Here is a 25,780-nt window from a genome sequence, read left to right on the forward strand (position 1 = left end):
GCAGTTCAGCCACCGCTCTTGCGACGGAACATCTGCTGGGTCGCCGTGGTCGCCGCCGCCTGGGCATGGTCGACCTTGCCGTGCTCGGTGTCGTCCGAGACGTCCTTGCCGGCGTGCGACTGCTTCTTGTCGAGGGCCTCGCGGAACTTGCGCTTCATGTCCTCGCTCGGTCCCTGCCCCGCTGGCTTCTTTGCGTCACCGGACTTGGCCATGGTGTCTCCTGCTCCTCGTGCGGACGAGCCGGTTCCGGCCCGAAGGTCTACCTCAACTGTGTCATCCCGCGGCTGGTCGGACCACCGGGTTTGACCCGGTGCGGCGACCACGCGGCATACGGTCACTGCTTCTTGCGCTGGCGCGAGTTCCACTCGCGCATCCGGTTGGGATAACCCGTCTGGAGCACGTCGTAGACCGGCACCTCGAGGCTGCGCGCGAGCGCGAACGCGGCGTCGCGCGAGCCTGCCGCGCGACGGGTCCACTCGCCGTCGAAGGCGATCAGGATGACGGTGGTGGCGGTGACGTTCGTCGGCGGCTCGACATAGGCCTCGACGCCTCGGCGGCTCGTGGCGAAGTCGGTCAGGTGCTTGCGCACGGCCTGTTGGTCGACCGCCATGTTCGGGCCGTCGCGCGGACCCCGTTCCGCCCGCTTGCCACTCCGCTTCCACCACGCCATGGGGCAACGATACGGGGAGCGTCGCCGCGAGCCGACGCCATTCGCGGGACCGGAGCGCCGTCGCCTTCCGACCCGTGGGCCATCGGTCGACCTGCTTGCGCCCCGATGTGCAATCAGTGACAAGATGCTCTGTGTCGATCCGGACCGGCCACGAACTGACCGCGACCCGTGAGCGACGCGACCGTCCGACGCACACGACGCAAGGGAGCGAGCATGTCGGCTGACGCCGAGACCACCGAAGAGACCACGTACGACGTGGTGATCCTGGGTGGAGGCAGTGGCGGCTACGCGTGTGCGTTCCGGGCTGCCGAGCTGGGCCTTCGTGTCGCGCTCGTGGAGAAGGACAAGCTGGGTGGCACCTGCCTGCACGTCGGGTGCATCCCGACCAAGGCGCTGCTGCACGCCGCCGAGGTCGCCGACACCGCTCGCGAGGGTTCGCAGTTCGGCGTGAAGTCCACCTTCGAGTCCGTCGACATGTCCGGCGTCAACGCCTACAAGGACGGTGTCATCGCCCGTCTCTACAAGGGTCTGCAGGGCTTGGCCAAGGCGCACAAGATCGAGCTGGTCGAGGGCGCCGGTCGCCTGGTCGACCGCTCCACCGTCGAGGTCGACGGCCGCCAGATCCGCGGACGCAACGTCGTGCTCGCCACCGGTTCCTACGCCAAGTCGCTGCCCGGCCTCGAGATCGCCGGCCGCATCATGACCAGCGAGCAGGCCCTGACCCTCGGCTTCGTCCCGCCGCGTGTCGTGGTCCTCGGCGGCGGCGTCATCGGCGTCGAGTTCGCGTCGGTCTTCAAGTCGTTCGGCTCCGAGGTGACCATCGTCGAGGCCCTGCCCCGGCTCGTGGCTGCCGAGGACGAGGCCATCTCCAAGACCCTCGAACGGTCCTTCCGCAAGCGCAAGATCGCCTTCAAGACCGGCGTGAAGTTCGCGGGCGCGACGCAGTCCGGTGACACCGTGACCGTCTCGCTCGAGGACGGCAGCACCATCGAGGCCGACCTCCTGCTCGTGGCCGTGGGCCGTGGGCCGGTCACCGATGGTCTCGGCTACGCCGAGGCGGGCGTGACGCTGGACCGTGGCTTCGTGACCACCGACGAGCGCCTGCGCACCGGCGTCGAGGGTGTGTATGCCGTGGGAGACATCGTCCCCGGCCTCCAGCTCGCGCACCGCGGGTTCGCGCAGGGCATCTTCGTGGCCGAGGAGATCGCCGGGCTGTCGCCGGCCGTGATCGACGAGGTCGGGATCCCGCGGGTCACCTACTGCGACCCTGAGATCGCGTCCGTCGGTCTCACCGAGGCGCAGGCCGGCGAGAAGTACGCCGAGATCGAGACCTACGAGTACAACCTTGGTGGCAACGGCAAGTCCCAGATCCTGCAGACCCAGGGCTTCGTGAAGCTGGTCCGCGAGAAGGACGGCCCGGTCGTCGGCGTGCACATGATCGGCGCCCGGATGGGCGAGCAGATCGGCGAGGCCCAGCTGATCTACAACTGGGAGGCGCTGCCCTCCGACGTGGCCGCCTTGATCCATGCCCACCCCACCCAGAACGAGTCCCTCGGCGAGGCCCACCTGGCCCTGGCCGGCAAGCCGCTCCACGCGCACAACTAAGAGGAGAAAGACCAGATGTCTGAACGCGTGACCATGCCAGCCCTGGGTGAGTCCGTCACCGAAGGCACCGTGACGCGCTGGCTGAAGAACGTCGGCGACACGGTGGCGGTTGACGAGCCACTGCTCGAGGTCTCGACCGACAAGGTCGACACCGAGATCCCGTCCCCGGTAGCCGGTGTGCTGCAGGAGATCCTCGCCCAGGAGGACGACACCGTCCCCGTGGGCGCCGACCTCGCCGTGATAGGCGATGGCTCGGACACGTCCGGGGGCGGCGAGCAGCCCGCTCAGCAGGACGGCGGACAGGACGGCCAGGCGCAGGACCAGCCAGACGGGGACCAGCAGGAGCAGGCGCAGGAGCAGCCCGCCGAGGAGGCGCCGGCTGCCGAGGCACCCTCCACCGAGCAGGAGCCGCAGCCCGCGACCTCCGAGCCCGAGCAGCACGAGGCGTCCGGTCAGGACGACTCCCCCGCCGCCGGCTCCGACTCCGGTTCGGACGCCGGGTCCTCCGGGTCCTCCGGCGGCGAGACCGTGAAGATGCCTGCACTCGGTGAGTCCGTCACCGAAGGCACCGTCACCCGCTGGCTCAAGGCAGAGGGCGACAGCGTCGAGGTCGACGAGCCGCTGCTCGAGGTCTCCACCGACAAGGTCGACACCGAGATCCCCTCCCCCGTCGCGGGCACCCTCACCAAGATCCTGGTCCAGGAGGACGACACCGTCCCGGTAGGTGGCGACCTCGCCATCATCGGCGGCTCCGGTGGGGGCGCGGCTCCGGCCCAGGAAGCCCCGGCCCAGGAGGCGCCCACGCAGGAAGCGCCCGCGCAGGAGGCTCCCGCGCAGGAGGCCCCGGCCCAGGAAGCACCCGCGCAGGAGGCCCCGGCCCAGGAAGCACCCGCGCAGGAGGCCCCGGCCCAAGAAGCACCGGCCCAGGAAGAGCCGACGCAGGAGACCCCGGCCCAGGAGGCACCCAAGCAGGACGCCCCCGCCGCAGCCCCGGCGCCGGCTCCCGCAGCCGCGGGCTCTGACGACACCGACGCCTCGGCCTACGTCACACCGCTCGTGCGCAAGCTCGCGTCCGAGAACAACATCGACCTCGGCTCGCTCAAGGGCACCGGCGTCGGCGGGCGGATCCGCAAGCAGGACGTCCTCGACGCGGCCCAGGCCGCCAAGGCAGCCAAGGAGGCCGCCGCTGCACCCGCACCGGCCGCAGCGCCCGCTGCCGCACCTGCTGCCGCCGCACCCGCGGCGTCGGCTGCCAGCGCTCCGGCTGGCGTCTCGCCCAAGCGGGGCACCACCGAGAAGATGTCGCGGCTGCGCCAGACCATCGCCAAGCGGATGGTCGAGTCGCTCCAGGTGTCGGCCCAGCTGACCACCGTCGTCGAGGTCGACGTCACCAAGATCGCCCGGTTGCGGGCCAAGGCCAAGGCCGAGTTCGAGCAGCGGGAGGGCACCAAGCTCAGCTTCCTGCCGTTCTTCGCCCTCGCCGCGGTCGAGGCGCTCAAGGCCCACCCGTCGGTCAACTCCAGCGTCGACGGCACCGAGGTGACCTACCACGGCACCGAGAACCTCGGCGTCGCGGTCGACACCGAGCGTGGCCTGCTGGTCCCGGTCATCAAGGACGCCGGCGACCTCAACATCGCCGGGCTGTCCCGCAAGATCGCGGACCTGGCCGAGCGCACCCGCACGAACAAGATCGGTCCGGACGAGCTCGGCGGTGGCACCTTCACGCTGACCAACACCGGCAGCCGTGGCGCCCTTTTCGACACCCCGATCATCAACCAGCCCAACGTCGCCATCCTCGGCACCGGCGCGGTCGTCAAGCGTCCGGTTGTCGTGTCCGACGGGGACGGCGGCGAGACGATCTCGATCCGCTCGATGGTCTACCTCGCGCTGTCGTACGACCACCGGGTCGTCGACGGTGCCGACGCGGCCCGCTTCCTCACGACGATGAAGGCGCGTCTCGAGGACGGCAACTTCGACTCCGACCTCGGTCTTTAGGAGTCGAGACCCAGGAGCAGCTCATGCCGCAGCGCGTTGCCATCACCGGTGCCTCCGGACTGATCGGCGGCGCGCTGTCGGCATTCCTGACCGCCCGCGGCGACGAGGTCGTCCGGCTGGTCCGCCGACCGCCCTCGGCACCGGACGAGGTCCAGTGGGACCCGACCAAGGGTCGTCTGGACCCCGCCGACCTGGCGGCCGTGACCGCTGCGGTCCACCTCGCCGGTGCTGGCGTCGGGGACAAGCGGTGGACGCCGTCCTACCAGCAGCAGATCCTCGCTTCCCGCGTCGACGGCACCACGACCATCGCCACGACCTTGGCGACCCTGGCGGCCCAGGGGCAGCAGGTCCGGCTGGTCAGCGGTGCCGCGGTGGGCTTCTACGGCGACCGCGGCGACGAGGTGCTCACCGAGGAGTCGACCGCCGGCGAGGGCTTCCTCAGCGAGGTCGTCCGCGCCTGGGAAGCCGCCGCCGATCCGGCCCGCGCCGCCGGGCTGTCGGTGGCCACCACCCGCACCGGCCTGGTGTTCGCGCCCGACGGCGGCGCCCTGTCGCGGATGCTGCCGCTGGCCAGGCTCGGCATCAACGGTCCCCTGGGCAACGGCCGGCAATGGTGGCCCTGGATCTCGTTGCGCGACACCGTCGCAGCTCTCGCGCACCTTGTCGACCACCCCGAGATCCAAGGCCCGGTCAACGTCGTCGGACCACACCCCGACCACCAGGTCGACATAGCACGGGAGCTCGGCCGGCAGATCCACCGCCCAGCCGTGCTGCCGGCCCCGGCCTTCGGGATCAAGCTGGTCCTCGGTGGCTTCTCCGACGAGGTGCTCACCAGCAAGCGCGCCGTCCCGGCCAAGCTGACCGATTCGGGCTTCATCCACCAGGACCAGAGCGCCGAGTCGGCGCTGCGCTGGGTGCTGTCCCAACAGCCCTAGCTCGCAGCCCCGGTGATGCTCGCGACTCGCCACCGACCCGCCGACCAGACCAGCGCGAACCGCATCTCCTCCCCCGCCACCGCCGGCCGCTGTTGCGCGCGTCCCGACCTGTCGACGAGCCGGTATGCCGACGTCTGCACCACCGCATCGACAGTCGCCGACGTCGCGGTGTGGGTCACGGCGCGGGCCGAGGTCACTGTCAGTACCACGCCCTGCCAGGACTGACCCGACGCAGCGAGGCCCTTCAGGAGTGCCGTGTCCTGCGCGAGAGCCTCAGAGCCGGGAGCGTCGAGCCTGGCCAGATCGGTCAGCTCTGCCGAGGTCATCAGGTCCGCCCTCAGCGTCGAGAGGGCCATCATGAGACCGCGCGGATCCCGTTGCGGGGCATCCTGATCCGTTGCAGGGTCAAAGCCCGACGCAACCGGCTCGAGGATCGAGGGCCGGCCAGCGGCGCGGTCCTGCGACGGGTGGACCCAGTCCGGGGTCGTGAGGCGCCCAGCCGCCATCAGTCCACCCACCCCCAGACCGAGCACGAGCAGCACCACGGTGACGAGGGCCGCCGCGCGTCTCGGCTCAAGCCCCCACCGCGCGACCGCCGACACGGAGCGCAACGGCGCCGACATCCAGGACCACATCAGGGACGACAGGAGGGCTGCCGCCAGGACGACAACCCGCCGTCCGCGCTGGCGCAGGGCTGAGACGCCAGAACTGGGCGGACCAGCTGGCTCCAGTGGTGGCGCGGCGCCGGTCTGTCGCAGCCGCTGGGTCAGCAGCGACGTCTCGTCGCTCCCGACCACCAGTCGAAGTGGTTCGCACGGAGCCGAGTCGTAGTAGGCCAGGGCGAGCTCGGCTGCCGTCGGCCGGGCCTCCGGGTCACCACGCAGGGCTTGGCGGGTGATCTCGGACCAGGCCTCGGGCAGGCCGGGCGCCAGTTCCTCGAGCGGCCGCCGGAGCGCCACCGGTGCCGGTGCCGAACCCGTCGCGCACCACCACGCGAGCGCGCCCACGGCATACACATCGGAAGCGGTCGTGACCACGCCGCGATCGAGGACCTCGGGCGCGACGAAACCCTCTGTGCCATAGAGCTGCCCGGGCACGTCGCCGGCCAGGGAGGCCACCCCGAGGTCGGCGAGCAGAGGGCGTCCGGTGCGTTCGAGCAGGATGTTGCCGGGGTGCACGTCGCCGTGCACGACCCCGAGCCCATGCAACCCGGCGAGGGCGCGCGCGACGGGGGCCAGCATGGTGACCGACTCCCCCACGCTCAGGTGGCCACGCGCCCGCACTATGCCCTCCAACGAACCACCGCCCACGTGGTCGAGGACCAGGGCCACCGACGCCGGCTCACCCGCGAGCCCGACCGCCTCGTGGAAGCCGACCAGCCCCTCGACGTCGACCCTGGCGAGGACGGCGATCTCGCGCGCCAGCGAGTCAGCCTCCGCCCCGGCGCCGAGGGCCACCACCTTGACCGCCACCGGCGCCCCGTCGCTCACGCGACTCGCAGCCCAGACGGTGCCGGAGCCGCCGCGCCCGAGCGGCTCCCCCACGTCGTAACCCGGCACCTCCGGTGCGTGCAGGGCGAGGTCCGCGCTCATGCCGCCACTATGCCCAGTCGCGCGGGACCGCCCTGAGAGTTGTCCACAGGGCCTCGTAGGGTCGAGCCATGCCAGCAGACCAGCCGACGATCCTCGCCACCTCCGGTGGCTACCGCTACGCCCAGCGCACCCGTTTCGAGTTCGACGCCCTGGTGCACCACGCCGTCGAGCTCTCCGGGGCCGGCGGCACACCCAAAGTGACCGTGCTCGGCACAGCGAGCGGCGACCCGCGGAACTTTGCAGCCGACATCGACGAGGCCGGCCGCGTCGCCGGCTTCGCGGTCACCAACCTGCACCTGTTCCCCATGCCCAACACCGAGGACATCGAGGGCCACCTCCTCGACCAGGACGTCGTGTGGGTCAACGGCGGTTCGGTCGCGAATCTCCTTGCGGTGTGGCGGGTTCACCAGCTGGAGGAAGCCTTCCGTCGCGTCTGGGACGCCGGGGTGGTCCTCGCCGGCGTCTCCGCCGGATCGATCTGCTGGTATGCCGGCGGCACGACCGACTCGTTCGGCCCCGAGCTCCGCGCGGTGACCAACGGCCTGGGCTTCCTGCCCTACGCCAGCGGCGTGCACTACGACTCGGAGGCCCGTCGGCGCCCGCTCGTCCACCGCCTCGTCGCGGACAGCACGCTCCCGACGACGCACTGCACCGACGACGGGGTGGGGCTGGTCTACCGCGGTACCGAGCTCGTCGAGGCGGTCACGGAGCAGGACGGCAAGGGTGCCTTCATCGTCACCCGCGACGGAGACCAGGCCGTCGAGGAGCGCATCGAGCCGCGGCGCCTCCCGACGCCCCGGTGACGGGTCGCTAGTCCTTGCCGCGGGCCAGCGCGCTGGGCGCCCAGATCCGTCGGCCGATGTCATGGCTGAGGGCCGGCACGAGCAGCGATCGCACGACGAGCGTGTCGAGCAGCACCCCGAACGCGACGATGAACGCGATCTGCACGAGGAACAGGATCGGCAGCACGGCGAGCGCGGAGAACGTCGACGCCAGCACCACCCCCGCACTGGTGATCACGCCCCCGGTGACCGCCAGCCCCACGAGCACGCCACGCCTGGTCCCCTGCTCGACCGCCTCCTCACGCACCCGGGTCATCAGGAAGATCGAGTAGTCGATCCCCAGCGCCACGAGGAAGACGAACCCGTACAGCGGGGTGGACGGGTCCGACCCCGGGAAGTCGAGCACGTGGTTGAAGACCAGGGCGGCCACACCCATCGTCGCCGCGAACGACACCACGTTGGCCGCCACGAGGACCAACGGCGCGACGAGTGACCGCAGCAGCAGGGCCAGCACGACGAAGATGACGACGAGGATCGCGGGGATGACCGTGCGCAGATCTCGGTTGCTCGCCTCGAGCACGTCCAGACTCATCGCTGTCTGACCCCCGACGAGCACGTCGTCGCCGACCGTGTCGAGGTCCGCCCGCAGGCGCTTGACGACGTCGGTCGCCGCAGGACTGTCGGCTGCCTCGGTGAGGGTCGCCTGGACGAGGACCTGGCCGTCCACGACCTTGGGCGGGGCACCCGGTGCCGCGCCGGCATACGGGTCGTTGACGCCGTCCTCGCCGCGCAGGGCGGTGAGCACCGCCGCCACCTTGGCCTCCGGAGTGAGCACCTGGATGGGGCTGCCCGAGCCCGCCGGGAAGTGCTTGGCCAGCACGTCCTGGCCGGTCACCGACTCCACCTTGTCGAGGAAGATGTCGGACTGGCTGACGCCGTCGGCCTTGAGGGTCGGCAGGAACGCTGCGAGCGCAAGCAGACCGGTGAGGGTGAGCACCCAGGTACGCCTGGGGTGGCTGCCGACGAGGGCCGCTACCCGGCCCCACAGCCCGCGCGTGCCGATCTTGTCCTGGGCGTGGACGTGGTCCAGCCGCGGGACCGCCGGCCAGAACGCGGCCCGTCCGATGAGCAGCAGCACGGCCGGGAGGAAGGTCAGCGCCGAGACCAGCGCACCGGCGATGCCGAGGGCGCCGACCGGCCCGAGACCCGAGGTGTTGCCGAGGTCGGACAGCAGCAGGCAGAGCAGTCCGAGGATGACGGTGGCAGCGCTGGCAACGATGGGCTCCACCGCCCCGCGCCAGGCCTTCTTCATCGCCACCCAGGTGCTCTCCTCGTCGTGCAGCTCCTCCTTGTAGCGGGACACCAGCAGGAGTGCGTAGTCGGTGGCGGCGCCGACGACGAGGATCGACAGGATGCCCTGGCTCTGCCCGGACAGCCCGATGACGTCGTTCTTGGCCAGCGGGAAGACCACGAGCGCGGCGGCGGCGAGCCCGAAGACGGCGGTCAGCAGCACCGCGATGGGCAGGATCGGGCTGCGGTAGACGATGAGCAGGATGAGGAAGACCACGCAGAGGGCGACCACGAGCAGGATCCCGTCGATCCCGGCGAACGCGGTCACGAAGTCGGCCGTCACTCCGCCAGGTCCGGTCAGGTAGGGCGTGAGCCCACTGGGCACCAGGTCGGTCTTCGCGGCTGCCCGCAGCGCGTCAGCCGCGGCGAACAGCGGGGCGGTGTCACCGATGGTCTCGGCAGACGTGACGGCGTTCATCGGCACGACCAGGAGCAGGGCCGAGCCGTCCTGGCTCGGGATCGCGACCTTCGGCGTCTCGGTGAGGTAGTCCAACAGCTTCGGCTCTCCCGGCAGGTCCAGGGTGAGCCCGGGCAGGGTGGCGACGAACCGCTGTGCAGCCGCCTGCTGCTCGGTGCTGACCGTGCCGCGGCCCTCCATGACGATGATGAACGGCAGTGACTCGGTGTCGCTGAACTTCGCGACCTCGTTCATCACCTCGGTCGACTCCGCCTTGGCCGGCAGGAACGACGCGTTGTCGTTCTTCTGCACCTCCGAGAGGCGACCGACGAGCGGGCCACCGATGCCCGACACCGCCAGCCAGACCAAGAGGGCGCCGAGCGCCACCAGACGAACTGTCCAACGTGACCGCATCGGTGAACTCCCCCTGCTCGACGGTGTGTGCAGTCAGCCTATGCACCGGGCGTAGGCTTGCCGCATGCGGTTCGAGCACGTGGGCTTCGCCCCCGACTTCGTCGACTACGAGGCGGCCTGGGCGCACCAGCGGGAGGTGCACGCCGCAGTCGTCGAGGGTGGCGAGGACACCGTGCTGCTGCTCGAGCACGCCGCGGTCTACACCGCCGGCAAGCGCACGGAAGCGCACCAGCGGCCGTTCGACGGCACGCCGGTCATCGACGTGGACCGCGGGGGCCTGATCACCTGGCACGGCCCGGGTCAGCTCGTCGGCTACCCCATCGTCCGGCTGCACGGCGTACCGATCGACGTGGTCGCCCACGTGCGCCGCCTCGAAGAGGTCATGATCCGCACCTGCCGCGAGTTCGACGTCGAGGTCACCCGGGTCGAGGACCGCAGCGGTGTCTGGGCGCTGGCCGACGACCACCCGGGCGGTCGTCCGGACCGCAAGCTCGGCGCCATCGGCGTACGGGTGAGCCACCAGGTCACCATGCACGGCTTCGCCCTCAACTGCGACGCGGACCTCTCGTGGGCGGACAACATCGTCGCCTGCGGCATCGACGACGCGGGCGTGAGCTCGCTGAGCCGCGAGGCGGGGCGCGTGGTCACCGTCCAGGACGTGCTCCCGTATGCCGAGAAGCACCTCGGCGACGTCCTCGCCTCGGGCGCGTGACGGGCGCCGTCGGCGCTCGGGCACCTCGCAGATCCCCTTGACCACGAAGCACACCGCTCCCGCAAGCCTGTCGCGACGCCTCGTGCAGCTGGTGCTCTCGTGCATCGTCCTGGGTGCCGGCGTCGCCTGCCTGCTCGACGCGGCGCTGGGCTCGGACGGCTACTCCACCCTCATCTCCGGACTCACGAAGACGTCCGGGCTGCCGTTCGTGGTCGTCAACGCCAGCGTCGGGGTGCTCCTCATCGCGCTGGCGTGGAGCCGGGGCACCCGGCCGGGTGTTGGCACCATCGTGCAGACGGTCGTCGTCGGAAGCACGGTCAGCCTGCTGCTCCCCCTCCTGCCGACACCCGACGCGCTGGGTGCACGGTTCGTCGAGCTGGCCATCGCCTTTGCCCTGCTGTCCCTTGGCGTGGCGGGCTATCTCGCCTCGCACACCGGGGCGGGTCCCGCGGAGGCCGCCGCGATCTCCTTCGACCCGCCGATGCCGTTCAAGTGGAGCTACACGGTGCTGCAGGCGATCAGCGGCCTGATCGGCTGGGCGCTCGGGGCCGCGGTCGGGCCCGGCACGCTGCTCGTGTCGCTGTTCGTCGGGCCCACCGTCGACCTGCTCACCAGGGCGCTGTTCCACAGCCGCAAGGTCAGCGCCTAGCCAGCACACCGGGCCGACCCGTCCGACCCGCCCTGTTGGAAGCGAAACTTCCGGATATCGGGAAGTTTCGCTTCCAACAGGGCGGGTCGGGGCGCGGCGTGAGGGCACGGGAATACCCGTGGAGCCACAGGCGTACCCTTGAAGGACGCCCGGTGACCTCCGGGCGCTTTGGTGAGTGAAGGGGATCGCGCGTGACCATCGCACCCGAGGGCCGCCGACTGCTGCGCGTCGAGGCGCGCAACGCCGAGACGCCGATCGAGCGCAAACCCGAGTGGATCCGGACCACCGCCAAGATGGGGCCCGAGTACACCAAGCTCCACTCGATGGTGAAGACCGAGGGTCTGCACACGGTGTGTCAGGAGGCCGGTTGCCCCAACATCTTCGAGTGCTGGGAGGACCGCGAGGCGACCTTCCTCATCGGCGGTGACGTCTGCACCCGCCGCTGCGACTTCTGCGACATCGCCACCGGCCGCCCCGAGTCGCTCGACCGGGACGAGCCGCGCCGGGTCGCAGAGTCAGTCGCCCAGATGGGCCTGCGCTACTCCACCGTGACCGGCGTCGCCCGTGACGACCAGCCCGACGGCGCCGCCTGGCTGTATGCCGAGACGATCCGCCAGATCCACGCCAAGAACCCGAACACCGGCGTCGAGATCCTGCCGCCCGACTTCGGGGCCAAGCCCGAGCTCGTCGGCCAGCTGTTCGACGCACGACCCGAGGTGTTCGCCCACAACCTCGAGACCGTGCCGCGCATCTTCAAGCAGATCCGGCCCGCCTTCACCTACGAGAAGTCGCTCAAGGTCCTCTCCATGGCCCGCGACGCCGAGCTGGTGACCAAGTCCAACCTCATCCTCGGCATGGGCGAGGAGGACCACGAGGTGGAGCAGGCGATCGGCGACCTGCACGACGCCGGCTGCGACATCCTCACCATCACCCAGTACCTCCGCCCGTCCAAGCTGCACCACCCGATCGACCGGTGGGTCAAGCCCGAGGAGTTCGTCCACTGGAGCGACGTCGCCCAGGAGATGGGCTTCAAGGGCGTCATGGCCGGCCCGCTCGTGCGCTCGTCGTACCGGGCCGGACGGCTCTGGGCGACCGCCATGAAGAAGTGGGGCCGCGACATCCCCGAGCACCTGCAGCACCTCGCCGAGGCCGCCGGGGACCCCGCCCGCCAGGAGGCTTCCTCGCTGCTCGCCGCCCGCCAGCCGGGCGCGTTGGGCGCGTCCGCCTGACACCCGTATCCTGACCCTCATGGCCCGCAAGGAAAAGCAAGAGTCAGACACGCCCAAGAAGCCGGGCCGGTTCGCCCAGATCCGTCAGGTGTTCACCGCATCGCGCAAGGCGGACCCCACCATCCCGTGGTGGATGCTGCTCGCCTTCGTCGCTGTCCTCGCGGTCGGCGTGGGCATCGGCGTGCTCCTGGGCCACTGGAAGTACGCCCTGTTCCTGTCCATCCCGATGGGCCTGCTGGCTGCCACGCTCGTGCTGTCCCGGATGGCTGAGCGGGCGGCCTACAAGTCGCTCGAGGGTCAGCCCGGCGCGGCTGGCGCCGCCCTGGGCGGCCTGCGCCGCGGCTGGTTCTTCGACCAGCAGCCCGTGGCCGTCGACGGCGCGCGGGGTACGCGTCCCGAGGACGTCGCCACCGCGGCGTTCGTCTACCGCGCCCTGGGTCGTCCCGGCATCGTGCTCATCGGCGAGGGTCCTGACGCGCGTCGCACCAAGCTGCTCACCCAGGAGCGCAAGAAGGTCGAGCGCGTGGCTCCCGGCGTTCCGGTGATCTCGGTCGTCGTGGGTGACGGTGCGGACCAGGTGCCGATCCGCAAGCTCAGCGGCAAGCTGACCCGGATGAAGCCGGTCCTCACGAAGGAAGAGGTCTCGGCCGTCAACAAGCGCCTCAAGTCGCTAGGCGGCCTGCGTCCGCCGATCCCCGCGGGCATGGACCCGATGCGCGCCCGTGTCGACCGCAAGGCGATGCGCGGCCGCTGAGGATCTAGCGGGGGAAGGGTAGGCCCGAGAAACGAGGGACCTGCCCGGAGGAGCGCTGACGAAGCGGCCACATCGAGTGCGGCCGCTGAGGATCGAGCCCGCTAGCTAGAGGCGCGCTCGACCAGTGAGGCGTCGAGCACGAGGTGCTCCGGGGCCGCGACGCCCCCGCTGCTGATCTGGGCGAGCAGCATGGTGGCCATCTCGCGACCCAGCTGCTCCATCGGCTGGTGCACCGTCGTGAGCGGAGGGTCGGACACGGCGGCGAGCGGCCCGTCGTCGAAGCCCACCAGGGCGACGTCCGTGGGCACCTTGAGCCCGGCTTCGCGCAGCACCCGCAGGGCGCCGAGGGCCATCAGGTCACTGGCCGCGAAGACGGCGTCGATGTCGGGCCGCCGGTCCAGCAGGGTCCGCATGGCTGCCGCCCCGCTCGCCTCGCTGAAGTCGCCGACCTCGACGAGCGAGTCCTCGACCTCTCGACCGGCAGCCCTGAGGGCGTCCCGGTACCCGTCGAGGCGGTCGCGCCCAGCGATCATGTCCTGCGGCCCGGCGATCAGGGCGACGGCGCCACGTCCGCCGGAGACCAGGTGGGTCACCGCGTCGCGGGCTCCCCCGGTGTTGTCGACGTCGACATAGCTCATCCCGGCGAACTGTCCGGGACGTCCACACAGGACGATCGGCAGCCCGCGGCCCTGGATCCGGCTGGGCAGGGTGTCGGAGTCGTGGGCCGAGAGCATGAGCACGCCGTCGACGTGCTGCGGCGTGAGGTAGGTGTCCAGCCGGTCGACCTGCTCACGGGTCTGGGCCAGCGCGAGAACCAGCTGACGGGACGCATCGCCCACGACGGTGGTGATGCCGCGGACGACTCCGGCGAAGAAGGGCTCCCCGAAGATGCGCTCCTCGGGTTCGCTGATCACCAGGGCGATGGCCCCGGTGCGACGGGTCACCAACGCGCGTGCCGCCATGTTCGGCACGTAGCCCAGCTCGTCGACCGCCCGCATGACGCGCACCCGGGTCCGTTCCGACACCTGCGGAGACCCGTTGACCACCCGCGAGACCGTGCCGCGACCCACGCCCGCCCGTGCCGCCACCTCTTCGAGCGTGGGCTGTCCGCCGGTGCTGTTGCTCACGAGCTGCGCCTCATGGGGTCAGTATTGCGTGCGGTCCCCGGCGAGGAACGCGGCATACCAGCGACCGCTGTCCTTGACCGTCCGCACCTGGGTCTCGAAGTCGACGTGCACGATGCCGAAACGCTTCGCATATCCCTCGGCCCACTCGAAGTTGTCCATCAGGGACCACGCGAAGTAGCCCTGCAGTGGCACGCCGGCAGCAACCGCCCGACCTGCCGCCTCGAGGTGGCCAGCCAGGAAGTCGATCCGCAGCGGGTCGTGGACCAACCCGTCCGCGCTCAGCTCGTCGTCGAACGCCGCGCCGTTCTCGGTCATCACCAGCGGCAGGTCGCCGTAGTCCCGCGTCACCCGGGTGAGGATGTCGAACAGGCCGTCGGGGTCCACCTCCCAGCCCATCGCCGTCGTGGGCAGACCACGGTCGGCGAATTCGACCACGCCTGACCCGGGGAAGGCGCCCGGCCCCACGATGTGGCGGGTGTAGTAGTTCACGCCCAGGAAGTCGAGGGGGCTCGCGATCGTCCCGAGGTCGCCCTCCGCGACGAACCCGAGGTCGCTCACGTGCGCGACGTCCTCGACCACGTCCTTGGGGTAGGCCCCCCGCAGCACCGGGTCGAGGAACCAGCGGTTCGACAGCCCGTCGATGCGCCGGACCGCGTCGTCGACCCCGTGGCCGTCGTGGACGCCCGCTACCGGATAGAGGTTCAGGGTGATGCCGACCTGCGCGTCCGGCACCAGTTCGCGCAGCTGCTGGACCGCCAGCCCGTGTCCGAGCATGAGGTGGTGGGCCGCCGCGAGGGCGTCCGCGCCGTCGGCCCGTCCCGGGGCGTGCCGACCGCTGCCGTAGCCGAGGAAGGCCGAGCACCACGGCTCGTTGAGGGTGATGAAGTGCTTGACCCGGTCGCCGAGGGCATCGGCGACGTGCCCGGCATACTCCGCAAACCGGTATGCCGTGTCGCGGGCCGGCCAGCCGCCGGCATCTTCCAGCGTCTGCGGGAGGTCCCAGTGGTACAGGGTTGCCCACGGCGTGATGCCCTGCGCCAGCAGGGTGTCGACGAGCTGGTCGTAGAAGTCAATGCCCTCAGGGCTTGCCGGGCCCCTGCCGGTCGGCTGGATGCGCGGCCACGCGATGGAGAAGCGGTAGGCCTCGATCCCGAGCCGTGACATCAGGTCAACGTCGTCACCGAAGCGTTTGAAGTGCTCGACCGCGACGTCGCCGTTGTCCCCGTCGATGACACGCCCGGGGGTTGCGGCGAAGGTGTCCCAGATCGATTGGCCCCTGCCGCCCTCGGCCGTGGCCCCCTCGATCTGGTAGCTCGACGTGGCCACGCCCCAGGCGAAGTCGGTCGGGAAGTCGTTGCGCGACAGTGAGTTGTGGATCGGCATGGTCATCCCTTGACTCCGCCCTGCATGATGCCGCCGATGATCTGGCGGCCGAACACGATGAACACGATGACGAGCGGCAGGGTCCCCAGAAGGGTGCCTGCCATGACCAGCGCCTGGTCGGTGTAGTAGCCGCCGGAAAGCCTCGACAGCGCCACCTGAACGGTGGGGTGTTCGGCGTCCAGGGTCAGGTAGGGCCACAGGAAGTCGTTCCAGCGCTCCATGAAGGTGAGCAGCCCGAGCACCGCCGCGGCCGGACGCAGGATCGGGAAGACGACCGAGAAGAAGATCCGGAATGTCGACGCTCCATCGACGCGCGCCGCCTCGATGAGCTCGTTGGGGATCGCCTGCGCCGCATACTGCCGCATCATGAAGACCCCGAAGCCGCTGACGAGGAACGGCAGCAGCGCCGACGGGAGGGTACCCGCGAGACCGAGCTTGCCCATCAGCATGTAGAGCGGCACGAGGCCGAGCTGGACCGGGACCATCATCGTGCCGATCACGATGAGCAGCAACGCATTTCGCCCGCGGAACCGCAACTTGGCAAAGGCGAAGCCGGCCAGGGCCGACAGCACGACGACCGATACGGTGGCGACGCCGGCAACGAGCACCGAGTTCACCATCGCCTGGCCGAACATCACGTCCTGGTTGTCGAACACCCGGGTGATGTTGGCGCCGAGCTGGTTCCCCGGAGTGAGCGGCGGCGGGGTCGAGGTGATGTCGCTGTTGGGCCGGGAAGCCATCACGACCATGTAGTAGAGCGGTCCGGCGGCGAGGAGCACCGAGATCGCGAGGCACAGGTAGATGAGCTTGCCCGCAGGGGTGGCTCCGGTGCTCTGCGCGGCCAGGCGAGCGAGCGATCGGGTGTGGCGCGCGCTCGGTGGCTTCGACGGCGCGGCCACCGGTGGCACCACCGCAGGGATCTGGGTCTGGGTCATGTCCGCCTCACTCCGCCGACCGGATGCGGCGCAGCAGCAGGACGTTCACTGCCGAGAAGACCGCGATGAACAGGAAGAGCACCCAGGCGATCGTCGCGGCATACCCGAACCGTTGGCCGGTGAAGGCCTGCTGGACGAGGTACATCGCCGCGGTCTGGAACTGCGCGGTCGTGCCGCCGCCGATGGAGTTTGCTCCCGGGTTGAACAGCAGGGGTTCGGTGAACAGCTGGGTGCCACCGATCGTTGCCACCACGGACACGAAGATCAGGGTCGGGCGCAGCATCGGCACGGTGATCGACCAGAAGGTGCGCCAGCCGTTGGCCCCGTCGATGCGGGCCGCCTCGTAGATCTCGACCGGCACCGACTGCAGAGCCGCCAGCAGGATCAGGGCGTTGTAGCCGGTCCAGCGCCAGTCCACCATCGTGGAGATCGCCAGCCAGGACGACCAGCGGTGGTCCTGCCAGGCGATGGGTTCGACCCCGACGTGGCCGAGCACCCAGTTGAACAGCCCGAAGTCGCGACTGAACATCAGCGTGAAGATGATCCCGACCGCCGCCACGGACGTGACGTTCGGGAGCAGGATGCCCATCCGCCAGGCAGTGGCACCCCGCAGCCTGGCGTTGAGCATCTGCGCCAGGACCATGGCCAGGACGAGCTGCGGCACGGTCGCGATGACGAACATCGCGAAGGTGTTGAGCATCGCGTTCCAGAAGTCCTTGTCCTGCATCAGCTCGCTGTAGTTGCCGAGCCCGAGCCAGCCCTGGTCACCCGCCAGCAGGCTCCAGTCGTGCATCGACACCCACGCGGTGTAGACCAGTGGGAAGAACCCAAAGACGGCGAACAGCAGGAAGAACGGGGAGACCATGGCGTAGGGCGACAGCCGGGTGTCGGCCCGCCTGAGGCGCTGCCGCCAGCGCGGTGTCGAGCCCGGCGCTCCCGGCGCTCCCGGTGAGCCGGGTGCCCCGGGCGTGGCCGCGCTCGTGGCCTTGCCCGTCGGCGTCGTGGTGGTCACGGTGCTCCCTGTGGTGTGGTCGGCGAGGTGGTGCTCGCTGGTGACGCTCGGGTGCCGGCCGCGAGAAACGCCGGCACCCGAGCGCGGTCAGGTGGTCCGCTGGGCTACTTGGCGGCCTTCTGGGCCGCCGCGAGGGCCTCGGCCCACCCTGCTGCCGTGGTGCGCTGTCCGCCTTCGACGGATCGCAGGGCGTTCTCGACAGCATCCCGCACCGGCTGGTTCTTCGCACCGAGGTAGACCGGCTTCAGGTTGGCCGCTCCGGCGACGAACAGCTCACCGACCGGCGCGTTGTTGAAGTAGTCGTTCTTCGCGTCCTTCAGGGCCGCTTCGGTGTAGAGCTTGGGGTTCGACGGGAGGTTGCCCGCCGCCTTGAACGCCGCCAGCTGGCTCTCACCGGTGGTGAGGAACTTGGCGAGCTCGACGGCTTCCTTCTGGTGCTTGCTCTGCGTCGGGACTCCCAGCCAGGAGCCACCCCAGTTGCCACCACCGCCGGGGACCGTCGTGATGTCCCACTTGCCGGTGTTCTCGGCGCCCGCCTGGTCCTTGATGTAGCCGGTCATCCACGCGGGGCAGGCCAGGGTGGCGAACGAACCGTTCTTGAACCCGGCGTTCCACTCCGGCGAGAACGCCTTGAGCTTGGCCGACAGGCCGGTGCTGACCATCTTCAGCGACTCGTCCCACGCCGACTTCACGGCGGGGTTGCTGTCGATGACGAGCTTGTCGCTCCGGTCGAAGTAGGTGTGGTCGCCGGACTGCATGAGGATCGAGTTGTAGGTGTTGGTGGCGCTGTCGACGAAGTGCGACTTCGCGTCCTTGATGCCGGCCTGGTACTGCTGGCCGGTCGCGATGTAGGCATCCCAGGTGGGCCAGAGCTTGCCGACCTCCACCCGGTCGGTCGGGAGGCCGGCCTTCTCGAAGAGGTCCTTGCGGTAGCACATGGCCAGGCCACCGACGTCGGTGCCGAGACCGATGGTGGTCGCACCGTCTGCGGTGGTGGCGTTGGCGTACTTCCAGGGCAGCCAGTTGTCCTTGAGCTCGTTGCTGCCGTACTTCTGCAGGTTCACGAACTTGTCGGCGCTCTGGAGGAAGTTGACGACCTGCCCCTCCTCGATGGCGACGACGTCGCCAGCACCGGAACCGGCCGCGATCCGCTGGATGAGCTGGGTGTTGTACTTGCCCAGGTCACCCTCGGCGGTCTCGACGACCGTGACGGTGGGGTGGTCCTTCATGTACTGCTTGTACAGGTCCGTGTAGCCGAACTTGCCGAACGTGCTCACCCGCAGCGTGACCTTCTCGCCGGATGAGGTGGAGCCGCCGCCGTCGCCGCCGCACGCGGCGGTGAGGGCGGCCGTAGCGATCATTGCGGCTGCGGGAACCAGCCAGCGAGAACGTGAGTGCACCGTTGCACCTTTCGTCGGGCCCCCTTATGGGAGCGCTCCCGAACAGAGTGGGACCGAGTCCGCGGTCGGGTCAAGAGTTCCGTGGGAGCGTTCTCATTTCGTGACCTTCTCGTGACCTTTGGTATGCCGCGTGCTCACTCCGGCGCGCGGAGTCACCCCTGCAGCTGGGCCGCCACCGCGACAGCGAAGCGTTCCACCGACCCCGGGGCGGTCCGCAGGAAGAGATCGGGCTCGATCAGCTCGAGCTCCATCAGGGTCGGCTGGCCCGTCACGTCGAGGAGGTCGACACGGGCGTAGACGAGCTCGTCGGGCGCCATCGCCATCGCCATGGTGGCCACCTCGAGCTCCTCGGACGTGGGCTCGTGGTCCTCCTCGGAGCCACCGTGCATCGCCTGGACGCGGTAGTCGCCGGGCTTGGGGACCTTGCGCACCGCGTGCGAGAAGGTGCCACCGAAGAAGAACAACGACGTCTCCCCCAGCTCCACACTGGGTGCGTAGGCCTGGACGATCGTGTCGCCGGCCTCGACCAGTCGGCTCAGGTGGTCCGCGGTCTCCGGCGAGATGGCTGGACCCTTGAGCGCTCCCCGGGCGCCCCCATCGACGGCCGGCTTGATCACGACCTCGCCCCACCCCGTGGCCAGCATCCGCTCGACGGGGCGCGCCGCCCCCTTCGCGAGGGCGAGACTGGGCAGCACCGGTATGCCAGCCTCCCCCAGCTGTGCGAGGTAGCCCTTGTGGGAGTTCCAACGTATGACCTTGGGGCTGTTGATGATTCGTGACGCGGAGTCGACCCGGTCCGCCCAGTCGAGGAACTCCTCGAGACGGTCGAAGTAGTCCCAGGTCGAGCGGATCACGACGAGGTCGAACGACGCCCAGTCGACCTCGTCGTGCCAGACGACGACCTCCGCCTCGAAGCCCATGTCGCGCAGCACCGCAGCGATCTGCGGGGGCTCGGGGTCGAGGTACGACGGGTCGGACCAGGTGCACAGGGCGATGCGGCGCGTCGTCACACACGGATTGTTTCAGGCGCAGCGCCGGCTCAGCAGGGGGCGCGCCCGGGGACTTGCCCACGCGGCATTCGCGATATAACGTGAGTCTCGACACGCGATATAGCGCGAGATGAAGAACAGCGAAAGGACATCCCATGAGCGAGGAATGGTCGATCGACACCGCCAGGGTGCTCGACATCGGTGGCGACGGTGAGCGGGTCCGCCGGCTCAGCGTGGCGATCGTCGGCGGTCGGGTCGACGTCGTGACCCACACCGACTCCCCCACCGCCCGCGTCGAGATCGCCAAGGTCGAGGGCATGCCTCTCAAGGTCGTCTGGGACGGGTCGAAGCTCAAGATCACCCACGGCGTGGACTCCACCCGGATCCTGGACAAGGTGCGCCAGGCCTTCGACGGCCTCGACCGCAACCGGGTCGCCCTCAGCATCTCGATCCCCGAGGACGCCGAGACCACGGTCAGCACCGTCAGCGCCAGCGGACTCCTCGCCGGTATGCGGTCGGGCGCCAGGGCCAACACCGTCTCCGGCTCGATCACCATCGACGACATCGTCGGGGCGGTCGACGTCAACACCGTCAGCGGTGAGGTGGAGTGCGGCAACGTGCGTGGTCCGCTCAAGGTGCACTCGGTCTCGGGCGCGGTGACCGCCCAGCACAGCGACGTGCCCGAGGTGAGCATCAGCACGGTCAGCGGCGATGTCGCCCTCGACCTGGTCAACGGTGCCGCCACCATCAAGTCCAACTCCGTCTCCGGTGACGTGACCGTCCGCGCCCCGCACGGTGGCTACGACGTCCAGGTCAACACCGCTTCGGGCCAGGTCGTCATCGACGGCCACACCATCGACAAGCACTCGCGCCAGTCCGGCAACCGGCTCACCGAGGGTGACGGCAGCCTGCGGCTGAAGGCGAATGCCGTGTCCGGCAACGTCGTGGTCCTCAAGGCCAGCCCCGCGGCGCCGGTGGACGAGGCGTCCGCATGAGCCCCGTCTTCGCGCACGGGCAGCTCCGGCTCTACCTGCTGGCTCTCCTGAACGAGGGCCCGCGGCACGGCTACGAGGTCATCCAGGACCTCGAGCACCGGTTCAACGGGCTTTACACCCCCAGCGCCGGGACCGTCTACCCACGGCTGGCCAAGCTCGAGGAGGAAGGGCTGGTCGAGCGGTCCGATGAGGGACGCAAGGCGATCTACCGGATCACCGACGCCGGTCGCGAGGAGGTGCGAGCGCGCCAGGACGACCTGTCCAGCCTCGAGTCCGACCTCGACCTGTCGGTGCGCGAGCTCGCCGAGCAGGTCCGTTCCCGGGTCCGCGGCCAGACCAAGGACCTGCGCGCGGAGCTCAAGGCTGCCGCGCAGGAGGCCAGGCGGACCGCGACACCGGTCGGCGGGCCCGAGCCCTGGAATGGCTGGAAGGGCAGTGACCCCAAGGCAATTCGCGACCTTGAGCAAGCTGTTGCCGAGCTGCGCTCCGAGGCGCGGGGCGCGTGGAAGCGGCACGGGCTCACGAGCGACCAGAGCCGGGAGATCATCGAGATCCTCAGCGAGGCGACGGGCCGGATCCGCGACGTGATCACCCGTCGCTGAGCTGACGCGCCCCCGCCGCCCGTCAGCCCCGTTGGTCAACCCCTGGCGATGAGGGTGCCCGCGGCCTTGTCGTGCAGGCCGCGGCCGTCCTTGTCCCAGAACAGCGCCGGCAGGAACAGGCAGAGCAGGACGGTGCGCACCAGCACCTGGAACGGCCGCGCCCGCTGGCCGTCCAGGGACAGCACGCGCAGGCCGACGATGCGGTGGCCGAGGGTGTAGCCGGTGGTGCTCAGCAGGAGCAGGTTCTCCAGCGCGAACAGCGCCAGCAGGATGGTGGTGTCCCCACGGGAGGCCACCCCCGCGAACGGCAGCGGCACGCTGAACAACGCGGCCGCGATCAGCTGGCAGGCGGTCCAGTCGATGATCGCCCCGAGCAGGCGGCGCCCGAACCGGGCCATCGAACCGGCGCCGTCACGCGGCATACCCAACCGCTCACCGGGGTATGCCGAGGGCGCACCCGAGCGCGAACCCGGCCCCTCGAGCCACGAACCGATGTCCTTGCGGTCGACCACGAGGAAAGCCTATGTGGGCGTAACACCCGCGAAACATTCGGGTCATGGGTGGGTAATCCCCAGCCGTTAGTGTCGTGGTCGACACCAAGTCAGTCAGTCGTGCGTGGACGCTCTGCGCCACCGCCCCACCAACAGGAGGATGCACTTTGTTCAGCAATGCTGACGAGGTCCTGAAGTTCATCAAGGACGAAGACGTCATTTTCGTCGACGTGCGGTTCTGTGACCTGCCCGGCGTGATGCAGCACTTCAACGTGCCGGCCAAGAGCCTCGACGCGGACTTCTTCAAGGAAGGGCAGATGTTCGACGGATCCTCGATCCGCGGCTTCCAGGCCATCCACGAGTCCGACATGAAGCTGATCCCGGACCCCACGAGCGCGTACCTCGACCCGTTCCGCAAGGAAAAGACGCTCATCCTCAACTTCTCCATCGTCGACCCGTTCACGGGCGAGGAGTACTCCCGCGACCCGCGCAACATCGCGGCCAAGGCCGAGGCCTACCTCAAGTCGACCGGCATCGCCGACACCGCCTACTTCGGTGCCGAGGCCGAGTTCTACGTCTTCGACGACGTGCGGTTCGAGACCAAGCAGAACGCCAGCTACTACTACATCAACTCCATCGAGGCCGCGTGGAACACCGGCCGCGAGGAAGAGGGTGGCAACAAGGGGTACAAGACCCGCTACAAGGGTGGCTACTTCCCGGTCCCGCCGACCGACCACTTCGCGGACATGCGCGACGCGATGACCCTGGCCCTCGAGGAGGCCGGCCTGTCCGTCGAGCGCGCCCACCACGAGGTCGGCACCGCCGGCCAGCAGGAGATCAACTACCGCTTCAACACGCTGAAGCAGGCTGCTGACGACGTGCTGAAGTTCAAGTACATCGTGAAGAACGTCGCGTGGGATGGCGGGAAGACCGTCACCTTCATGCCGAAGCCGATCTTCGGCGACAACGGTTCGGGTATGCACTCGCACCAGTCGCTCTGGAAGGACGGCGAGCCGCTGTTCTACGACGAGCGCGGCTATGGCGGTCTGTCCGACCTGGCTCGCTGGTACATCGGTGGCCTGCTCAAGCACGCCCCGGCGCTGCTCGCCTTCACGAACCCGACGGTGAACTCCTACCACCGCCTCGTCCCGGGCTACGAGGCTCCGGTCAACCTGGTCTACTCGGCCCGCAACCGCTCGGCGTGCATCCGGATCCCGATCACCGGTGACAACCCGAAGGCCAAGCGCGTCGAGTTCCGCGTTCCGGACCCGTCGGCCAACCCCTACCTCGCGTTCTCCGCGATGCTGATGGCTGGTCTCGACGGCATCAAGAACCGGATCGAGCCCCCGGAGCCGGTGGACAAGGACCTCTACGAGCTGCCGCCGGAGGAGCACGACGCGATCGCGCAGGTCCCCGGTTCGCTCCCCGAGGTGCTGGCCGCCCTGGAGGCCGACCACGAGTTCCTGCTCGAGGGTGACGTGTTCACCAAGGACCTCATCGAGACCTGGATCGAGTGGAAGCGCAAGAACGAGGTCGACCCGATCCGGTTCCGCCCGCACCCGCACGAGTTCGAGATGTACTACGACATCTAGGCGGCCACGTCACAACTCGAGACAGCACCCTCGCCACTCAGGCGGGGGTGCTGTCTTGTTGATGGGGTTGGGGGCAGGACTCCCCCCACCTCAGATCGTGGTGGCAGCGCCGTTGAAGATGCCCGAGATGTTGTTTCCGAGCAGTGTCACGGCGCCGATGATGACAAGCGCAATGAGGGCGACCATCAGGCCGTACTCGACGGCGGTGGCGCCGCGCTCGGTCCGCTTTGCCTGCAACTTGATGATGTAGCTGGTCATTGTTGGCTCCGTCCCTGGATCGATGGCAGGGACGTCCGGCCCTGCTGGGGCAAGCGTGACAGTCATCGCGCCTGCTGCGGTCGTCCGTTTGTGGGAGTCCGCCATCCGGCCTACAGCGGCCAGTTCGGTCCGCTACCGTCGCCACGTGTCCGACCTCCAGGTGGAGCGCTGGGAGCGGCGAACCAGCGTCCCCCTGCTTGTAGCGGCTGGGTTGTTCCTCGTGGCCTATGCCTGGCCGATCCTCCAGCCCGGCATCCCTCGGACTGCTGGCCACGTCTGCTCCGCAGTCTCGTGGGCCGTCTGGATCGTCTTCGGCCTCGACTTGATCGCGCGTTTGACTCTTGCCGAGCATCGCTGGGACTTCCTGCGCCGCAACTGGCTCGACGTCGTCACGCTGGCCGTCCCCATGCTGCGCCCACTCCGAGCGCTGCGCGCCGTGGTGGCACTCAACATCCTCAGCCGCCGAGGGAAGGGATTCGTCCGCGGCCGGGTCGTGGCGTACGTCGTCGCCGCGGTGGGCATTGTCGGCTTCGTCGCGGCGCTGGCGATGCTTGACGCCGAGCGCACCAACCCCGAGGCCAACATCGACTCGTTCGGCGATGCCCTCTGGTGGGCGGCCACGACCGTGACCACCGTCGGCTACGGCGACCAGTTCCCCACCACCACAGAGGGGCGCTTCGTGGGGGTCGGACTCATGCTGACTGGAATAGCCCTGCTTGGTGTCATCACGGCCGCGTTGGCCTCATGGTTCGTCGAGAAGGTGGCCGAGGTGCAGGCCGCAGAGGAGCGCACCGAGGAAGGCGTGTCCGACCTCGTCGCCGAGGTCAGGAGCCTGAGGCTGGAGATGGCACAACTACGACGGGTGAAACCACGGCCGTGATCCGTGGCAAGGGTTCAGTGCTGCGTACGGGTGGGGCTCTGCGGACCGGTGTCAACGTACGAGCGTCGCCACCTCAGCTCCTCGTGGAAGCGCGCAACGCAGGAGCGAGGGCCGGTCCGCAGAACCACATGGGGCGGATCGGACCAAGTCCTTCAAAAGGGCGCAAAACCTCCGTCCGGCCGATCTAGACTGCGGTTTGCCTGGACCCCCTGACGAGGGTTCGGCATTGGTCACCGTTGCCGCGCTGTCGGCCCGAGCTGTCGAGGTTGATGTGCGCCGAACTCTCCGCCTACTTGTCCCTGTCCTCCTCCTGTCGTTCATTCAGCTCGGGAACGCCACGGGAGCGATGGCCGCCACGCCAACTTCCTATGTCCCCCTGGCGCCGTCGCGGGTGTTGGACACCCGGGCTGGTGTGGGTGCGCCGAAGGCTGCGGTGGGCCCGGGAGGCATGGTCGACCTGCAGGTTGTCGGTCGAGGCGGGGTGCCTGCCTCGGGGGTCGGCGCTGTGGTGTTGAACGTGACTGCCGTCGCGCCCACTCGGAGCGGATACCTCACCGTCTTCCCCTCCGGTCAGGTGCGTCCGACCGCGTCGAACCTGAACTTCGTCGCAGGCCAGGCGGTGGCCAACCTGGTCATCGTCAAGGTCGGCGCCGGCGGCAAGGTCGCGTTGTACAACTCCAGCGGACAGACCCACCTCGTCGCGGACGTGATGGGCTGGTACCCCAGCGGTTCGGAGTACGCCGCACTGGCGCCGTCGCGGGTGTTGGACACCCGGGCTGGTGTGGGTGCGCCGAAGGCTGCGGTGGGCTCGGGAGGCCTGGTCGACCTGCAGGTTGTCGGTCGAGGCGGGGTGCCTGCCTCGGGGGTCGGCGCTGTGGTGTTGAACGTGACTGCCGTCGCGCCCACTCGGAGCGGATACCTCACCGTCTTCCCCTCCGGTCAGGTGCGTCCGACCGCGTCGAACCTGAACTTCGTCGCAGGCCAGGCGGTGGCCAACCTGGTCATCGTCAAGGTCGGCGCCGGCGGCAAGGT

At 69.4% G+C, this 25,780-nt stretch carries 25 protein-coding genes; 13 read left to right on the forward strand and 12 right to left on the reverse strand.

Annotation, left to right across the window (positions count from 1 at the left end; translation table 11 throughout):
• Nucleotides 1-5: 5 nt before the first annotated feature.
• Nucleotides 6-212, reverse strand: a complete 207-nt coding sequence (locus EAH86_RS08220; protein ID WP_140738762.1) for a DUF5302 domain-containing protein — start codon at nt 210-212, stop codon at nt 6-8.
• Between the two features lie 122 nt (nt 213-334).
• The gene (locus EAH86_RS08225) at nt 335-670 is read right to left on the reverse strand and encodes a hypothetical protein (RefSeq protein ID WP_140738765.1); all 336 of its coding nucleotides are present in this window, start codon (nt 668-670) and stop codon (nt 335-337) included.
• A 213-nt stretch (nt 671-883) separates the two neighbouring features.
• Here EAH86_RS08225 and lpdA point away from each other — a divergent pair, with 213 nt between their 5' ends.
• The 3 genes from lpdA to EAH86_RS08240 are packed head-to-tail and all read left to right on the forward strand — an operon-like array spanning nt 884 to nt 5,205.
• Complete coding sequence (gene lpdA, locus EAH86_RS08230) at nt 884-2,275, forward strand: dihydrolipoyl dehydrogenase (RefSeq protein ID WP_140738768.1); 1,392 nt, start codon at nt 884-886, stop codon at nt 2,273-2,275.
• 15 nt (nt 2,276-2,290) lie between these two features.
• A complete protein-coding gene (sucB, locus tag EAH86_RS08235) occupies nt 2,291-4,270 on the forward strand; it encodes a 2-oxoglutarate dehydrogenase, E2 component, dihydrolipoamide succinyltransferase (RefSeq protein WP_140738771.1) in 1,980 nt (659 codons plus the stop codon).
• A gap of 23 nt (nt 4,271-4,293) precedes the next feature.
• Nucleotides 4,294-5,205 (forward strand): TIGR01777 family oxidoreductase, encoded by a 912-nt coding sequence (locus EAH86_RS08240; protein WP_140738774.1) that lies wholly within the window; start codon nt 4,294-4,296, stop codon nt 5,203-5,205.
• Here the strand turns inward: EAH86_RS08240 and EAH86_RS08245 are convergent.
• Nucleotides 5,202-6,797 (reverse strand): serine/threonine-protein kinase, encoded by a 1,596-nt coding sequence (locus EAH86_RS08245; RefSeq protein WP_140738777.1) that lies wholly within the window; start codon nt 6,795-6,797, stop codon nt 5,202-5,204. The genes EAH86_RS08240 and EAH86_RS08245 overlap by 4 nt on opposite strands.
• A 68-nt stretch (nt 6,798-6,865) precedes the next feature.
• Here EAH86_RS08245 and EAH86_RS08250 point away from each other — a divergent pair, with 68 nt between their 5' ends.
• A complete protein-coding gene (locus EAH86_RS08250; RefSeq protein WP_140738780.1) occupies nt 6,866-7,600 on the forward strand; it encodes a peptidase E in 735 nt (244 codons plus the stop codon).
• A gap of 7 nt (nt 7,601-7,607) precedes the next feature.
• On the opposite strand, the gene EAH86_RS08255 is transcribed toward EAH86_RS08250, so the two are convergent.
• A complete protein-coding gene (locus EAH86_RS08255) occupies nt 7,608-9,713 on the reverse strand; it encodes an MMPL family transporter (protein WP_338325235.1) in 2,106 nt (701 codons plus the stop codon).
• 91 nt (nt 9,714-9,804) lie between these two features.
• On the opposite strand from EAH86_RS08255, the gene lipB reads away from it, so the two are divergent.
• The 4 genes from lipB (at nt 9,805) to EAH86_RS08275 (ending at nt 13,084) form a co-directional block, all read left to right on the forward strand.
• Complete coding sequence (lipB, locus tag EAH86_RS08260; protein WP_140738786.1) at nt 9,805-10,452, forward strand: lipoyl(octanoyl) transferase LipB; 648 nt, start codon at nt 9,805-9,807, stop codon at nt 10,450-10,452.
• A gap of 37 nt (nt 10,453-10,489) precedes the next feature.
• On the forward strand, nt 10,490-11,101 hold the full coding sequence (locus EAH86_RS08265; protein ID WP_140738789.1) for a YczE/YyaS/YitT family protein: 612 nt from the start codon (nt 10,490-10,492) through the stop codon (nt 11,099-11,101).
• A gap of 191 nt (nt 11,102-11,292) precedes the next feature.
• A complete protein-coding gene (gene lipA, locus EAH86_RS08270) occupies nt 11,293-12,330 on the forward strand; it encodes a lipoyl synthase (RefSeq protein ID WP_140738792.1) in 1,038 nt (345 codons plus the stop codon).
• A gap of 19 nt (nt 12,331-12,349) precedes the next feature.
• On the forward strand, nt 12,350-13,084 hold the full coding sequence (locus tag EAH86_RS08275; protein ID WP_140738795.1) for a DUF4191 domain-containing protein: 735 nt from the start codon (nt 12,350-12,352) through the stop codon (nt 13,082-13,084).
• A 101-nt stretch (nt 13,085-13,185) separates the two neighbouring features.
• Here the strand turns inward: EAH86_RS08275 and EAH86_RS08280 are convergent, their stop codons facing one another.
• The 6 genes from EAH86_RS08280 to EAH86_RS08305 all read right to left on the reverse strand — a co-directional run bounded on the left by EAH86_RS08280 (nt 13,186) and on the right by EAH86_RS08305 (nt 19,951).
• Entirely contained in the window at nt 13,186-14,211 is a 1,026-nt protein-coding gene (locus EAH86_RS08280; protein ID WP_140738798.1) for a LacI family DNA-binding transcriptional regulator, read from the reverse strand.
• An 18-nt stretch (nt 14,212-14,229) separates the two neighbouring features.
• Nucleotides 14,230-15,594 carry a GH1 family beta-glucosidase gene (locus tag EAH86_RS08285; RefSeq protein WP_140738801.1) on the reverse strand — a complete coding sequence of 455 codons (1,365 nt, stop codon included), beginning with the start codon at nt 15,592-15,594 and terminating at the stop codon, nt 14,230-14,232.
• A 2-nt stretch (nt 15,595-15,596) separates the two neighbouring features.
• A complete protein-coding gene (locus EAH86_RS08290; protein WP_140738804.1) occupies nt 15,597-16,529 on the reverse strand; it encodes a carbohydrate ABC transporter permease in 933 nt (310 codons plus the stop codon).
• Nucleotides 16,530-16,536: 7 nt separating this feature from the next.
• Nucleotides 16,537-17,541, reverse strand: coding sequence for a carbohydrate ABC transporter permease (locus EAH86_RS08295; RefSeq protein ID WP_194150758.1), 1,005 nt, complete (start codon nt 17,539-17,541; stop codon nt 16,537-16,539).
• 104 nt (nt 17,542-17,645) lie between these two features.
• A complete protein-coding gene (locus EAH86_RS08300; RefSeq protein ID WP_206665768.1) occupies nt 17,646-18,941 on the reverse strand; it encodes an extracellular solute-binding protein in 1,296 nt (431 codons plus the stop codon).
• Between the two features lie 152 nt (nt 18,942-19,093).
• On the reverse strand, nt 19,094-19,951 hold the full coding sequence (locus EAH86_RS08305) for an ATP-grasp domain-containing protein (protein ID WP_194150759.1): 858 nt from the start codon (nt 19,949-19,951) through the stop codon (nt 19,094-19,096).
• Between the two features lie 134 nt (nt 19,952-20,085).
• Between EAH86_RS08305 and EAH86_RS08310 the strand changes: the two genes are divergently transcribed.
• The gene (locus EAH86_RS08310; protein WP_140738807.1) at nt 20,086-20,925 is read left to right on the forward strand and encodes a DUF4097 family beta strand repeat-containing protein; all 840 of its coding nucleotides are present in this window, start codon (nt 20,086-20,088) and stop codon (nt 20,923-20,925) included.
• Nucleotides 20,922-21,527: a PadR family transcriptional regulator gene (locus EAH86_RS08315; RefSeq protein ID WP_140738810.1), complete on the forward strand. Its 606-nt coding sequence runs from the start codon at nt 20,922-20,924 to the stop codon at nt 21,525-21,527. The genes EAH86_RS08310 and EAH86_RS08315 overlap by 4 nt, the downstream gene beginning before the upstream one ends.
• A 35-nt stretch (nt 21,528-21,562) precedes the next feature.
• On the opposite strand, the gene EAH86_RS08320 is transcribed toward EAH86_RS08315, so the two are convergent.
• Nucleotides 21,563-22,039 (reverse strand): RDD family protein, encoded by a 477-nt coding sequence (locus EAH86_RS08320; protein ID WP_140738813.1) that lies wholly within the window; start codon nt 22,037-22,039, stop codon nt 21,563-21,565.
• A gap of 146 nt (nt 22,040-22,185) precedes the next feature.
• Between EAH86_RS08320 and glnA the strand changes: the two genes are divergently transcribed.
• The gene (gene glnA, locus EAH86_RS08325; RefSeq protein ID WP_140738816.1) at nt 22,186-23,610 is read left to right on the forward strand and encodes a type I glutamate--ammonia ligase; all 1,425 of its coding nucleotides are present in this window, start codon (nt 22,186-22,188) and stop codon (nt 23,608-23,610) included.
• Between the two features lie 90 nt (nt 23,611-23,700).
• Here the strand turns inward: glnA and EAH86_RS08330 are convergent, their stop codons facing one another.
• Entirely contained in the window at nt 23,701-23,868 is a 168-nt protein-coding gene (locus tag EAH86_RS08330) for a Flp family type IVb pilin (protein WP_140738819.1), read from the reverse strand.
• 145 nt (nt 23,869-24,013) lie between these two features.
• Between EAH86_RS08330 and EAH86_RS08335 the strand changes: the two genes are divergently transcribed.
• Nucleotides 24,014-24,748: a potassium channel family protein gene (locus EAH86_RS08335; RefSeq protein ID WP_241668270.1), complete on the forward strand. Its 735-nt coding sequence runs from the start codon at nt 24,014-24,016 to the stop codon at nt 24,746-24,748.
• Nucleotides 24,749-25,265: 517 nt separating this feature from the next.
• On the forward strand, nt 25,266-25,780 hold a 515-nt coding region (locus tag EAH86_RS08340), incomplete at its 3' end, for a hypothetical protein (protein ID WP_206665769.1).

Source organism: Pedococcus bigeumensis (assembly GCF_006438965.1).
Taxonomy (GTDB): domain Bacteria; phylum Actinomycetota; class Actinomycetes; order Actinomycetales; family Dermatophilaceae; genus Pedococcus; species Pedococcus bigeumensis_A.

What these genes read in the sequence shown, in the direction of transcription:
- EAH86_RS08310 (WP_140738807.1), top strand. Translation starts at nt 20,086, where the DNA reads ATGAGCGAGGAATGGTCGATCGACACCGCCAGGGTGCTCGACATCGGT.
- EAH86_RS08245 (WP_140738777.1), bottom strand. Translation starts at nt 6,797, where the DNA reads ATGAGCGCGGACCTCGCCCTGCACGCACCGGAGGTGCCGGGTTACGAC.
- lipB (WP_140738786.1), top strand. Translation starts at nt 9,805, where the DNA reads ATGCGGTTCGAGCACGTGGGCTTCGCCCCCGACTTCGTCGACTACGAG.
- EAH86_RS08290 (WP_140738804.1), bottom strand. Translation starts at nt 16,529, where the DNA reads ATGACCCAGACCCAGATCCCTGCGGTGGTGCCACCGGTGGCCGCGCCG.
- sucB (WP_140738771.1), top strand. Translation starts at nt 2,291, where the DNA reads ATGTCTGAACGCGTGACCATGCCAGCCCTGGGTGAGTCCGTCACCGAA.
- lpdA (WP_140738768.1), top strand. Translation starts at nt 884, where the DNA reads ATGTCGGCTGACGCCGAGACCACCGAAGAGACCACGTACGACGTGGTG.
- EAH86_RS08225 (WP_140738765.1), bottom strand. Translation starts at nt 670, where the DNA reads ATGGCGTGGTGGAAGCGGAGTGGCAAGCGGGCGGAACGGGGTCCGCGC.
- EAH86_RS08285 (WP_140738801.1), bottom strand. Translation starts at nt 15,594, where the DNA reads ATGCCGATCCACAACTCACTGTCGCGCAACGACTTCCCGACCGACTTC.
- EAH86_RS08250 (WP_140738780.1), top strand. Translation starts at nt 6,866, where the DNA reads ATGCCAGCAGACCAGCCGACGATCCTCGCCACCTCCGGTGGCTACCGC.
- EAH86_RS08330 (WP_140738819.1), bottom strand. Translation starts at nt 23,868, where the DNA reads ATGACCAGCTACATCATCAAGTTGCAGGCAAAGCGGACCGAGCGCGGC.
- EAH86_RS08315 (WP_140738810.1), top strand. Translation starts at nt 20,922, where the DNA reads ATGAGCCCCGTCTTCGCGCACGGGCAGCTCCGGCTCTACCTGCTGGCT.
- EAH86_RS08220 (WP_140738762.1), bottom strand. Translation starts at nt 212, where the DNA reads ATGGCCAAGTCCGGTGACGCAAAGAAGCCAGCGGGGCAGGGACCGAGC.
- EAH86_RS08240 (WP_140738774.1), top strand. Translation starts at nt 4,294, where the DNA reads ATGCCGCAGCGCGTTGCCATCACCGGTGCCTCCGGACTGATCGGCGGC.
- EAH86_RS08275 (WP_140738795.1), top strand. Translation starts at nt 12,350, where the DNA reads ATGGCCCGCAAGGAAAAGCAAGAGTCAGACACGCCCAAGAAGCCGGGC.